Genomic DNA, 12,400 nt, shown 5'->3' with positions numbered 1-12,400 from the left:
CTGAGCGGGCGCGGAAGCAGGTTCAAATCTTTTTCAGCGCGTCGGCCTTGTGCGCCGCTTCCGCGCCGGTCTTGTCGCTGACGACCAGATACTCGGGATGGTCCTTCGACGCGGCCACTTCGTGCCCCTTGATGTGGGTGGGGGAGGTCAGCTTTTTCTTGACCTTGCCATGTACCACGCCCTGCGGCGAGTGCCACTGCACCTTGTCGCCCGCCTTGAATTGGTCCGTCATACGGCCTCCCTGTTTGAGTGTCCGCCGATTGGATCATGAATCCTTTATTCCCCGCGTACGTTACCGCGCAAGAAAAGTGTAGACGACTGGTCTAGTTGTGCTATAGTGATGTTCATGGGCACAGCACACACCTCCGACAACGTCGATGTTCGCGGGAACATCCTAGCCACCGGCCAGCGCATCATGGCGGGCAAGGGCTTTTCGGCCGTCGGCCTGAACGAGATCCTGGCCACGGCCGGAGTGCCCAAGGGTTCCTTCTATCATTACTTCGGTTCGAAGGACGCGTTCGGCGAGGCGATGCTCGAAGCGTATTTCGACGACTATCTGGCCGACATGGACGCCACGCTCGGCCAGTCCGGTTTGACGATGGCGCAGCGGCTGATGAATTACTGGCAGGCGTGGCAGAACTCGCAGTCGTTCTACGATTGCCAGGGCAAGTGCCTGGCCGTCAAGCTGGGCGCCGAAGTGGCGGACTTGTCCGAGGCGATGCGCTTATCGATGAAACGCGGCACTGCCGGCATCGTCGGCAGGCTGGCCGCCGCCATCGAGGCCGGCGTGGCCGAGGGATCGCTGTCGATCGACGGCGACGTCCAGGACACGGCCAGCAGCCTGTATCAACTGTGGCTGGGCGCCAGCGTGATGGTGAAGATCGTGCGGGACACCACCCCGTTCGCGTCGGCGCTGCGGACGACCAGGCAAATTCTGCATCTAGCCCCGGCTTGAACGGGGTGCAACAGGGCATTTCATTCGAAATGCTTTTTTTTGCCGGCTTTCTAGACGACTAGTCTACTAATAACGTTCAATATCCCGCCTTTGCGCGGCGAGAACTCTCGAAACAGAAAGGTTATGCGATGCTCGAACATATCAAATCCTCTGGTTGGCTGCGTGAGACCAACTTCATCGGCGGCGCATGGGTCGCCGCCGCCGATGGCGCGCGGCACGACGTGGACGATCCCGCCACCGGCGCGGCGCTCGGATCGATCGCCTGGTCCGGCGCGGCCGACACCCGGCGCGCCATCGACGCCGCGCACTCCGCCTTCGCTTCCTGGTCGATGACCACCGCCAACGAGCGCGCCGACGTGCTGCAAAAGATGGCCGCCACGGTGCGCGCCAATCTGGATGACCTGGCGGCCATGCTGACCCTCGAGCAGGGCAAGCCGCTGGCCGAGGCGCGCGCGGAAATCAAGCTTGGCGCCGATTACATCCAGTGGTTCGCCGAGCAGGCGCGCCGCATCAACGGCGAGATCATCCCGTCGCCGTGGCAAGGCCGGCAAATCCTGGTGACGCGCGAACCGGTCGGCGTGGTGGGTGCCATCTCGCCGTGGAATTTCCCGTTCTCGATGCTGGCGCGCAAAATCGCGCCGGCGCTGGCGGCCGGCTGCACCGTCGTCGTCAAGCCGTCGGAACTGACGCCGTATTGCGGCCTGCTGTGGGGCGTGCTGGCCGAGGCGGCCGGGGTGCCGGCCGGCGTGGTCAACGTCGTCACCGGCGACGCGGCGGCCATCGGCGGCGAACTGGTGGCCGATGCGCGGGTGCGCAAGCTGACCTTTACCGGTTCGACCAGGATCGGCAAGCTGCTGTACCAGCAATCGGCCGCGACGATGAAAAAGCTGTCGCTGGAGTTGGGCGGCAACGCGCCGTTCATCGTCTTCGACGACGCCGACATCGAACGCGCCGTCGACGGCGCCGTCGCCGCCAAGTTCCGCAACAGCGGGCAAACCTGCATCTGCGTCAACCGCTTCTATGTGCAGGACGGCGTCTACGACGAATTCGCGCGCCGCCTGACCGCAAGGGTCGCCGCGCTCAAGGTCGGCAACGGCTTCAGGCCCGACGTCCAGCAAGGACCGCTGATCAACGAGGCGGCGGTCGCCAAGGTCGAGGCGCATATCGCCGACGCCCGGGCCAAGGGCGGCCGGATTTTGTTTGGCGGCCGGCGCCACGCGCTCGGCGGCACCTTCTTCGAACCGACCGTCATCGCCGACGCCAGCGCCGACATGCTGATCGCGCACGAGGAGACGTTCGGCCCGGTGGCGGCGCTGTTCCGCTTCACGCACGAACAGGAGGCGGTCGACGCGGCCAACGCCGCCCCGTTCGGGCTGGCCGCCTATTTCTACAGCCAGAACCTGTCGCGCGTGTTCCGCCTGTCGCGGGCGCTGGAAAGCGGCATGGTCGGCGTCAACGAAGGACTGGTGACGACCGAAGTCGCGCCGTTCGGCGGCGTCAAGGACAGCGGCATCGGCCGCGAAGGCGCGACCCAGGGCATCGACGAATACCTCCACCTCAAATATGTCAGCCTCGGCGGCCTGTAACGGCGCGCACGAAAACAACATTCAACCCAAAGGCACACCATGAACAGTAAAAAACTCCTCGCACCCGTCACCCTGGGACGCCACCAGTTGGCCAACCGCATCGTCCTGCCGCCGCTGACGCGCCAGCGCGCCGCGCAGCCCGGCGACATCCCCACCGACCTGATGGCGCAGTACTACAGCCAGCGCGCCGGCGCCGGCTTCATGGTCAGCGAGGGCACGCAGATCGAGCCGCGCGGCCAGGGCTACGCCTGGACGCCGGGCATCTACAGCCAGGCGCAAATCGCCGGCTGGCGCAAGGTGACCCGGGCCGTGCATGCCGAGGGCGGCGTGATCTTCGCGCAGCTGTGGCATGTCGGCCGCGTCTCGCACACCGCGCTGCAACCGGGTGGCGCCGCGCCTGTCGCGCCGTCGGCCTTGCCGGCGCTGAACGCCAAGGCCTTCATCGAAACCGGTCCCGGCGCGGGCATATTGGTGGCGCCTTCGATGCCGCGCGAGTTGAGCGTGGCCGAGATCGCGGAACTGGTCGGGTTATACGCCCAGGCGGCGCGCAACGCGCTTGAGGCGGGCTTCGACGGCGTCGAAATCCACGCCGCCAACGGCTACCTGGTCAACCAGTTCATCTCCGGCCACGCCAACACGCGCACCGACGAATACGGCGGCTCGCTGGCGAAGCGCCTGCGCTTCCTGCGCGAAGTCGTCGCCGCCGTCGCCGCCGTGGTGGGTCCCGAACGCATGGGCGTGCGCTTCACGCCGCTGTTCACCAGCACCGACGAGGACCGCGTCTACATCGGTTTCGTCGAAGACGATCCGCACGCCACCTACATCGAGGCGATCAAGGTGCTGGAGCAGGCCGGCGTCGGCTACCTGTCGATCGCCGAGGCGGACTGGGACCACGCGCCCGATCTGCCCGAGCAGTTCCGGCGCGCTGTGCGGGACGCCTTCAGCGGCCGCATCGTCTACGCCGGCCGCTATACGGCGGAGCGCGGCGAGCGGCTGCTGGAGACCGGGCTGGCCGACCTGATCGCGTTCGGCCGGCCGTTCATCGCCAATCCGGATCTGCCGGCGCGCATCGCCAACGGCTGGCCGTTGAACGCGGTTGATCCGGCGACGATGTATGGCGGCACGGAGCAGGGCTACACAGACTACCCGGCGTTTGCCGAGACAACTTCCATCACAACCAACAAGGATTAATCATGAACGACAATATCGAAAACAAAGTGGTGCTGATCACCGGCGGCAGCACCGGCATCGGCGCCGAGGTGGCGCGCCTGCTGGCCAGCCGCGGCGCCAAGGTGGCGATCGGCGCGCGCCGCAAGGACAAGCTGGACGAAGTCGTCGCCGGCATCGAAGCGGCCGGCGGCAGCGCCAAAGCCTACAGCCTCGACGTCACCGACAAGAAGCAGGTCGAGGCCGTCGTGGCGGCCGCCGTCGCCGATTTCGGCAAGCTCGACGTGCTGATCAACAACGCCGGACTGATGCCGATCCGGCCCATGTCCGAGGTCAATACCGACGAGTGGGACGCGATGATCGACGTCAACCTCAAGGGCACCTTGTACGGCATCGCCGCCGTGCTGCCGCGCTTCCTCGCGCAGCAAAGCGGCCACATCATCAACCTTAGCTCGGTGGCCGGCATCAAGGTCTTCGCGCCGGGCGGCACGGTTTATTCGGGCACCAAGTTCGCCGTCTCGGCCATCACCGAAGGACTGCGGCAGGAAGTGGGCGACCAGATCCGCGTGACGTCGATCGCGCCGGGCGCCGTCGACAGCGATCTGAAACACAGCACGTCGGGCACGGCGGCGGAAACGGTGATGGACTTTTACAAGCAGGCGATTCCCGCCGCGTCGGTGGCGCGCGCGGTCGCCTTCGCCATCGAGCAGCCGGCCGACGTCGACATCAACGAGATCGTGCTGCGGCCGACGCGCCAGGTGTTCTAACAGTTACGGCGGCGTCGTCGGCGGCGGCGGGTGGATTGATGCCCGCCGCGTGGACGTGGATGAGCGCCTCGCGATGCCGCCCGTCGGGCCGGCGTCGGCATCGGCACGCTCTACCGCCACTTTCCAACGCGCGCAGCGTTGCTCGCCGCGCTGTTGGGAAAAATCGTCGACCGGCTCACCGCCAGGGCGGGGGAACCCGATTCATCGGACCGTCCCGGGGCGGCGCGCGGCAGGGCCAATCGGCAGTGTCCGCAAGGGCCGTTTTTTTCGTTGTCCCTGCCTTTTGGCGGGTTCGGTGCCGCACGTGCCGGCGGTAAGATCGGGCCTTTCTCCGATATCGAGGACCGCGCCATGACTGCCACCGACCACGCCGCAACTTCCACTCCCGTACGCCTGCCGATCGGCGCCACCGATGGCGTCGTGTTCGACGTGGTCGCTTGGGGGCCGGCCCATGCCGACGTCGACTTCAGCGTCGCGTGCATGTTCGAGCGCGAGGTCGGCGGCGCGCCCATCGCCGGCGGGCTGCTGGGACTGGACCAGGCGCTGGGCGGGCATCTGACCCGCATGCGCGAGGCCCGCGCCTTCCGCGCGCAGCCGATGGAAACCATGCTGATCACGTCGCCGCCGCCGGGCATGTTGCCGCGCGCGGTGCTGGTGATCGGGCTGGGCGATCCGGCCACGCTCGACGCGGAACGGCTGCGCCAGGCCACCCGTGTGGCCATGCGCGAAGCGATCCGCCACGGCGCCCGTTCGATGGCGTTCGCGCCCAGCGTGCTCGACGCCGGCCACACCGACAACGCCGCGCTCGACATGCCGGCGGTGATGTTGGACGGCATGCTGAGCGCCTTGCGCGCCGAGCTGGCGCTGGCCGTCGGAGGCTTGGCGCCGCCACCGGCGCTGCGGCATTGCACCTTCGATGTCGGCGCGGCGCGGGCGGCCGGCGCGGCGCAGGCGTTCGCCGCCGCGTTCGCCCGGTATTGAATCGGCGACGGCGGATAAAACGTCAGCGGAACTCCTCGGCGAGGAAATCGATGAACGCGCGGACTTTCGCGGGCAGGTTGCTGCGGCTAAGGTAGTACAGGTAAAGGTCCGCGTCCGGCAGCCTGTAGTCCTTCATGATCTCCTTCAGGCGGCCGCTTTCCAGGTACTTCGCGACATCCCACTCGGAGCGCTGGACGATGCCATGTCCGTCCAGCGCCCAGTTCATCACGATGTCGCCGTCGTTGCTCGACACCGCGCCGCGCACCTTCACCAGCTCCACCGCTTTGCCTTTCTGCAGCCGCCAGGTGCCGTACACGTCGTCGTTTTGGCGGTGCAGGATGCAGCGGTGCTGGTGCAGTTCGGCCGGATTTTGCGGCTCGCCGGCTTTTTTCAGATACACCGGCGACGCGCACAAAAAACGCCTGTTCGACATCAGCTTGCGCGCGGTCAGGCGTGTGTCCGGCAGTTCGCCGAAGCGGATCGCCAGATCGTAGGCCTCCTCCACCAGACTGATAGGGCGGTCGGTCAGGTGCAATTCCACCTCGACCTCGGGATACGCTTGCGCGAAGCGCGAGACGATAGGCGCGATCCGGGTGCGGCCGAAGCCCGGCGTCGCGTTCACCCGCAGCAGTCCCTTGGGCGCGGCGCGGCCGCTGGAAATCGATTCCTCCATCTCGCGTATCTGGTGCAGGATGCGGGTCGCCTGCGCCAGGTACGCCTCGCCCTCGTTGGTCAGGCTGATGCGCCGCGTGGTGCGGTTGACCAGCCGCACGCCGAGCTTTTGCTCCATCAGGCTCAGGCGCTTGGTAACGGCAGGCGGCGTGACGCCCAGCTCGCGGGCGGTGGCCGACAGGCTGCCCAATTTCGCCAGCAGCACGAAGAACGCCAGGTCGGGCGCGGTTTCAATCTTCATTTAAAGTGAATAAAGGTTTAAATTGAAGTGAATATTAACAGTTTAATTCAAGAGTAAGCTGGTGTCATTGCTCAGTACAGCACCCGACACTTTGGAGACTTACCATGAAAATCCTTGAAATCCGCGAGAAAACCGTCCCGATCAGTTCCCCGATCCGCAATGCCTACATCGACTTCAGCAAGATGACGTTGAGCCTGGTGGCGGTGGTGACCGACGTCATCCGCGACGGCAAGCCGGTGATCGGCTACGGCTTCAACTCGAACGGCCGCTACGGGCAGGGCAAGCTGATGCGCGAGCGCTTCATTCCGCGCATCCTGGAGGCCGATCCGCAAAGCCTGGTCGACGACAGCGGCGACAACCTGGACCCGCACAAGATCTGGCAGTGCATGTTCACCAACGAAAAGCCGGGCGGACACGGCGAGCGCTCGGTGGCGATCGGCACCATCGACATGGCCGTGTGGGACGCGGTCGCCAAGATCGAAGGCAAGCCGCTGTTCCAGCTGCTGGCCGACCGCTACGGCGACGGCAAGGCCGACCGCAACATCTTCGTCTACGCCGCCGGCGGCTACTACTATCCGGGCCAGGACCACAACCAGCTCAAGGACGAGATGCGCAGCTACATCGACCGCGGCTACACGGTGGTCAAGAAGAAGATCGGTGGCGCCTCGCTGGACGAGGATCTGCGCCGCATCGATTCGGTGCTGAGCGTGCTGCAGGACGGCCAGAAACTGGCGGTGGACGCCAACGGCCGCTTCGACCTCGACACCGCGATCCGGTACGCCAAGGCGCTGTCGCAGTACGACCTGTTCTGGTACGAGGAGCCGGGCGATCCGCTCGACTTCGAACTGCAGGCGACGTTGCGCAACTACTACAAGAATCCGATGGCGACTGGCGAAGACCTGTTCTCGATGCAGGACGCGCGCAACCTGATCCGCTACGGCGGCATGCGCGCCGACCGCGACTGGCTGCAGTTCGACTGCGCGCTCAGTTACGGCCTGGTCGAATACCTGCGCACGCTCGACATGCTGCGCGAGCACGGCTGGTCGGCCAAGCGCTGCATCCCGCACGGCGGCCACCAGATGTCGCTCAACATCGCCGCCGGCCTGGGCCTGGGCGGCAACGAATCGTACCCGGACCTGTTCCAGCCATACGGCGGCTTCCCGGACGGCGTCAAGGTCGACAACGGCCACATCATGCTACCCGAGCTGCCGGGCATCGGCTTCGAAGGCAAGGCCGACCTGTACCGCGAAATGGTCAAGCTCGCCGATTAAACTCCGGGGTCAAGTCTGTCATTCGGACACGAGCCCGTCAGTAAGCCGCGTTCAGGGAAGAGGTCGTGTCTGAATGACAGACTTGACCCCGGTGAGTAAGCCGCGTTTATGGAAGAGGTCGTGTCTGAATGACAGACTTGACCCCGGTGAGTAAGCCGCGTTTAGGGAAGAGGTCGTGTCTGAATGACAGACTTGACCCCGGTGAGGGTGGCTTCGAGGCCGCCGTCGGGATGGTTGCGCAGCGTTAGCGTGGCGTCGATCGCTTGCGCCAGTTGCCGCGCGATCGCCAACCCCAGCCCCGTGCCGCCGGTGTCGCGGTTGCGCGAGGCTTCGAGGCGGTAGAACGGCTGCATGACGTTGTCTAATTCGTCGCCAGGGATGCCGGGGCCGCGATCGCGTACGCGAATCGTCATTTGTCCTTCGGCGGCGGCGACGTGCACGTCCGCCGATCCCGCATATTTGAGCGCGTTATCGATCAAGTTGCCCAGCACCCGGCGCAGCGCGTGCGGGCGGGTGACCAGCGGCGCGCCGGCCCGGCCTTCCAACCTGACCGGATGGCCGCCATCCAGATAGTCCCCAACCAGGCTTGCCAGCAGCGAGTCCAGATCGACCCGGCACGCAGCCTCCGACGTGCCGTGCAGCGTGCGCGCATAGGCCACGCCGTCGCGCACCAGCATTTCCATCTCGACCAGGTCGCGGTTCATTTTCTCGCGCTGGATGTCGTCATCCATCATGTCGGCGCGCATGCGCATGCGGGTGATCGGCGTTTGCAGGTCATGCGAGATCGCCGCCAAAATCTGCGTGCGCTCGTTCAGGTGGGCGCCGATGCGGTCCTGCATGGCGTTGAAGGCGCGCGCCGCACGTGCGACTTCCAGCGGCCCGTTTTCGGCAACGGGGGCCGCTTTCATATCGGGCCCCAGTCGGTCGGCGGCGTCGGCGAGCTGCGCCAGCGGCCGCGTCGCCAGCCGCACGCCGTACCACGTGACCACCGCCAGCAACGCGAGCTGCAGCAGCAGCACCGCCGGCAGCCACGCCGGAATCGGCAGGCCGCTCGGGCGCATGTCGATGGTCAGCGTTGTACCATCGCTTAGCGTGACGTGCGCCTGCACGCGGTTCGGGTGGCCCGGCACCGCGCTGGCGGTGACCGGATACTGTTTGCCGATGGATTTCACGAACGATGCCGCGACCCGCTTCGATAGCTCGCTGTCCGGCGCATGGCCGGCGTCACCGGTGCCCAGCGCAAATCGATAGCTGCGGCGCTCAAGCCGTGGCAGCCACGCCGCCCGCTCGCCGGCCGGCAGATGATCGAGCAGCGCCACCGAGCTGGCGACGTCCTGCTCCAGATAGCCGAGCATCAAACCGGTGGTCGCTTCGCGCCGTTCGCTGACGATCAGCCAGTACGACATCGCGTGCGCCGCCGCCAGGCCGACGAACAGGATCAACGTCAGCCGCGTGAACAGCGTGCGCGGCCAGCGCAGCCAGGTCATGCCGCGCCTCCGAGATCGACCTCGGACGAAAACACATAGCCTTCGCTGCGCAGGGTTTTGATGTAGCGCGGCTCGCGCGCGTCGTCCAGCAGTCGCTGGCGCAGGCGGCTTACCAGCAGATCGATCGAGCGGTCGAAGCTGTCGGCGTCGCGCCCTTGCGTGAGATTGAGCAGCTGGTCGCGCGTCAGCACCCGGCGCGGATGGTCGAGGAACACGCGCAGCAGCCGATATTCGGCGCCGCTCAGGGACACCACCGTGCCGGCGCGGTCCAGCAGGTGGCGGCCGACGGTGTCCAGCTTCCAGTCGCCGAAGGTGATGAACTGCCCCGGCTCGTCGACCTGCATGTTCGGCGGCAGCATGCGCGCCCGGCGCAGCACCGAGCGGATGCGGGCGAACAGCTCGCGCACCGCGAACGGCTTGGTCAGGTAGTCGTCGGCGCCCATCTCCAGCCCGACGATGCGGTCGGTCTCCTCGCCGCGCGCGGTCAGCATCAGCACCGGCAGGGCGCGCCATTTGCTGGCGCGCAGTTCGCGGCACAAGGTCAGGCCGTCCTCGCCGGGCAGCATCAAGTCCAGCACCAGCAGATCGAAGTTTTGTTGTTCCAGCAGCGCGCGCATCTGGCGCCCGTTCGCGGCCACGGTGGCGCGCATGCCGTTTTTCTCGAGATACGCGGCCAGCAGCTCGCGGATTTCGCGGTCGTCGTCGACGATGAGGATGTGGTCTGTATTTTCCATGGACGCATCTTAACCCGTGAAAGAAGGCGATATCGCCCGCTTTGTATCCCAGTGTATCCGGAACGACGCTGTACACACAACCTTGCAAAAGCCCCTGTTTTGGACACAGCCGATACACACGGCGGCGGTTAAATGGAGTCTTCCAAAACACGAGGACTAGCCATGAACAATCTGATCGAACTGCCGCTGGCGACGCTGGCCGGCGTGCTGACCATCGCCTCTCCCTGCGTGCTGCCGATCCTGCCGATCGTATTGGGCAGCACTTTGCAGCGCACCGGCCAGCGCAAAAACCGCAGCCGCCCGCTGTTCATCGTGGCCGGCTTCGTGCTCACCTTCGCCGCGCTGGGCATGCTGCTGGCCAGCGCCTCGCAGCACGTCGTCATCGCCCACGAGACGCTGCGCCTGGCCGGCATCGCCATGCTGATGATGACCGGCTTGCTGATGCTGTGGCGCCAGCCCTACGAATGGCTGATGGCCCGCATGGGCGGCTTCCTGCACCGCGCCGGCCCGTCGGTCGACGGCAGCAGCGGCAATGCCGGCGGCTTCGTGCTCGGCATGTCGCTCGGCGCCGTGTGGACGCCGTGCGCCGGCCCGGTGCTGGCGTCGATCCTGGTGCTGGTCGCCAAGGCGCAGGACATCGGCTGGTCGGCCACGCTGCTGGTGATGTATGCCCTCGGCGCCGGCATACCGATGCTGGTGATCGCCTACGGCGGCCAGTTCATGGCGACGCGGGTCCGGGTACTGGCGCGCCATTCCCATCGCCTGATCCAGGTATTCGGCGCGCTGATCCTGCTGACCGGCTTCGCAATCTACTTCCAGTACGACGTCGTGCTCTACGCGGCCCTGGCCGACTTTTTCCCCACCCTGAAAGGATACTGAACATGAGATCCGCTTTCCACACCACGCTGGCCGCTATCGCCTTATCGACCGCCGCCTTCACCGCCACGGCAACGGCTGCGGTGGTCGCTCCGACGACGGCGCCCGAGTTCACCGGCATCCAGCAATGGCTCAATAGCGCGCCGCTGACGATCGGACAGCTGCGCGGCAAGGTCGTGCTGGTCGACTTCTGGACCTACACCTGCATCAACTGCATCCGCACCTTGCCCTACGTGACAAGCTGGCACGAGAAGTACAAGGACCAGGGCCTGGTGGTGGTGGGCGTGCACACCCCTGAATATCCGTTCGAGCGCTCGACCGACAACGTGAAGTCCGCGATCAAGCGCTTCGGCATCGCGTACCCGGTCGCGCAGGACAACAAGTACGCCACCTGGAGCGCCTACAACAACCAGTATTGGCCCGCCGTCTACCTGATCGACAAGCAGGGAAAGGTGGTGTACCAGCACTTCGGCGAGGGCGCGTACGCGGCGACCGAGGCGAAGATCCGCACCTTGCTGGCCGAGCCGGCCGTCGCGGCCCGGTAATCGGTATCCATCCAATCGAAAGGAATCATCATGACTGAACCCACCAACATGAAACGCCGGAGTTTTCTGAACACCGCCGCGCTGGGACTGGCCGCGAGCCAGATCGGCTACGCCGGCGGCGCCCTGGCCGCCACGCCGTCCCCGGCGAATGCCTTCCCGGCGATCCGGCAGATCGACGCCGGCCTGCTCGACGTCGGGTATGTCGACATGGGGCCGGCGGACGGCATGCCGATCCTGCTGCTGCACGGCTGGCCCTACGACATCCATGCCTTCGTCGACGTGGCGCCGATCCTGGTCGCGGCGGGATACCGCGTCATCATTCCGCATCTGCGCGGCTATGGCAGCACACGATTCCTGTCGGCGAAGACGCCGCGCAACGGCCAGCAGGCGACGTTCACCGCCGATGCCGTCGCTTTCATGGACGCGCTGAAAATCGACAAGGCCATCGTCGCCGGTTTCGACTGGGGCGCCAGGATCGCCGGCACCCTGGCCGCGTTGTGGCCGCAGCGCTTCACGGCGCTGGTGTCGGTCAGCGGTTACCTGATCGGCAGCCAGGAGGCGAACCGCGCGCCGTTGTCGCCCAAGGCCGAGCTGCAATGGTGGTACCAGTATTACTTCGCCACCGAGCGCGGGGAAAAGGGCTACCGCGCCGACACCCACGCCTTCGCGCGCCTGATCTGGGAGCTCGCCTCGCCGCAGTGGAAATTCGACGACGCCACGTTCGCCCGGTCCGCCAGGTCCCTGGACAATCCGGACCATGTCGCCATCTCGATCGGCAACTACCGCTGGCGCCTCGGCCTGGCGCCGGGCGAGGCGCGCTACGACGATCTTGAGCGCAAGCTGGCGCGGTTCCCCGACATCGGCGTGCCGACGATCACCATGGAGGGCGACGCCAACGGCGCCCCGCATCCCGATCCGAAAAACTACGCTAAAAAATTCACCGGCAGGTACGAGCACCGCTTGATCACCGGCGGCATCGGCCACAACCTGCCGCAAGAGGCGCCGCGGGCTTTCGCACAGGCCATTCTCGATGTGGCGAAGCTCGGCTGAGCGACGCATCCTTTCGCTCACATACCAGGGCAACAGTCGTGCCGAACGCGGCGGCATCCGCGCATCGG

Annotated in this window: 13 protein-coding genes; 9 read left to right on the top strand and 4 right to left on the bottom strand. The window is 66.1% G+C overall.

What is annotated here, in order from left to right:
* Positions 1–22 precede the first annotated feature (22 nt).
* Positions 23–232, bottom strand: coding sequence for a hypervirulence associated TUDOR domain-containing protein (locus BMX85_RS09375; protein WP_090316231.1), 210 nt, complete (start codon positions 230–232; stop codon positions 23–25).
* A 114-nt stretch (positions 233–346) separates the two neighbouring features.
* Here BMX85_RS09375 and BMX85_RS09370 point away from each other — a divergent pair, with 114 nt between their 5' ends.
* The 5 genes from BMX85_RS09370 to BMX85_RS09350 all read left to right on the top strand — a co-directional run bounded on the left by BMX85_RS09370 (position 347) and on the right by BMX85_RS09350 (position 5,456).
* The gene (locus BMX85_RS09370; RefSeq protein WP_090317642.1) at positions 347–955 is read left to right on the top strand and encodes a TetR/AcrR family transcriptional regulator; all 609 of its coding nucleotides are present in this window, start codon (positions 347–349) and stop codon (positions 953–955) included.
* Positions 956–1,083: 128 nt separating this feature from the next.
* Entirely contained in the window at positions 1,084–2,541 is a 1,458-nt protein-coding gene (locus BMX85_RS09365) for an NAD-dependent succinate-semialdehyde dehydrogenase (protein ID WP_090316227.1), read from the top strand.
* 39 nt (positions 2,542–2,580) lie between these two features.
* Positions 2,581–3,732: an alkene reductase gene (locus BMX85_RS09360; protein ID WP_090316224.1), complete on the top strand. Its 1,152-nt coding sequence runs from the start codon at positions 2,581–2,583 to the stop codon at positions 3,730–3,732.
* Positions 3,733–3,734: 2 nt separating this feature from the next.
* A complete protein-coding gene (locus BMX85_RS09355; RefSeq protein WP_090316223.1) occupies positions 3,735–4,475 on the top strand; it encodes an SDR family oxidoreductase in 741 nt (246 codons plus the stop codon).
* A gap of 351 nt (positions 4,476–4,826) precedes the next feature.
* Positions 4,827–5,456, top strand: a complete 630-nt coding sequence (locus BMX85_RS09350) for a M17 family peptidase N-terminal domain-containing protein (RefSeq protein ID WP_143067940.1) — start codon at positions 4,827–4,829, stop codon at positions 5,454–5,456.
* A 22-nt stretch (positions 5,457–5,478) separates the two neighbouring features.
* Here the strand turns inward: BMX85_RS09350 and BMX85_RS09345 are convergent, their stop codons facing one another.
* On the bottom strand, positions 5,479–6,369 hold the full coding sequence (locus BMX85_RS09345; protein ID WP_090316216.1) for a LysR family transcriptional regulator: 891 nt from the start codon (positions 6,367–6,369) through the stop codon (positions 5,479–5,481).
* A gap of 104 nt (positions 6,370–6,473) precedes the next feature.
* On the opposite strand from BMX85_RS09345, the gene BMX85_RS09340 reads away from it, so the two are divergent.
* Positions 6,474–7,640 carry a mandelate racemase/muconate lactonizing enzyme family protein gene (locus BMX85_RS09340; protein WP_090316213.1) on the top strand — a complete coding sequence of 389 codons (1,167 nt, stop codon included), beginning with the start codon at positions 6,474–6,476 and terminating at the stop codon, positions 7,638–7,640.
* Positions 7,641–7,801: 161 nt separating this feature from the next.
* On the opposite strand, the gene BMX85_RS09335 is transcribed toward BMX85_RS09340, so the two are convergent.
* Positions 7,802–9,127, bottom strand: coding sequence for an ATP-binding protein (locus BMX85_RS09335; protein ID WP_090316210.1), 1,326 nt, complete (start codon positions 9,125–9,127; stop codon positions 7,802–7,804).
* Positions 9,124–9,861, bottom strand: coding sequence for a response regulator (locus BMX85_RS09330; protein ID WP_090316208.1), 738 nt, complete (start codon positions 9,859–9,861; stop codon positions 9,124–9,126). Before BMX85_RS09330 ends, BMX85_RS09335 begins: the two co-directional genes overlap by 4 nt.
* Before the next feature lie 162 nt (positions 9,862–10,023).
* On the opposite strand from BMX85_RS09330, the gene BMX85_RS09325 reads away from it, so the two are divergent.
* The 3 genes from BMX85_RS09325 to BMX85_RS09315 are packed head-to-tail and all read left to right on the top strand — an operon-like array spanning position 10,024 to position 12,332.
* Complete coding sequence (locus tag BMX85_RS09325; RefSeq protein WP_090316206.1) at positions 10,024–10,740, top strand: cytochrome c biogenesis CcdA family protein; 717 nt, start codon at positions 10,024–10,026, stop codon at positions 10,738–10,740.
* A 2-nt stretch (positions 10,741–10,742) separates the two neighbouring features.
* Positions 10,743–11,282, top strand: coding sequence for a thioredoxin family protein (locus tag BMX85_RS09320; RefSeq protein ID WP_090316203.1), 540 nt, complete (start codon positions 10,743–10,745; stop codon positions 11,280–11,282).
* A gap of 30 nt (positions 11,283–11,312) precedes the next feature.
* Positions 11,313–12,332, top strand: coding sequence for an alpha/beta fold hydrolase (locus tag BMX85_RS09315; protein ID WP_090316200.1), 1,020 nt, complete (start codon positions 11,313–11,315; stop codon positions 12,330–12,332).
* The last annotated feature ends 68 nt before the right edge of the window (positions 12,333–12,400 follow it).

Origin of the sequence: Duganella sp. CF517, from assembly GCF_900110275.1 — a bacterium.
Taxonomy (GTDB): Bacteria; Pseudomonadota; Gammaproteobacteria; order Burkholderiales; family Burkholderiaceae_D; genus Rugamonas.
The sequence above is the reverse complement of the archived record's forward strand: the minus strand, read 5'-3'. Positions and strand labels throughout refer to the sequence as shown.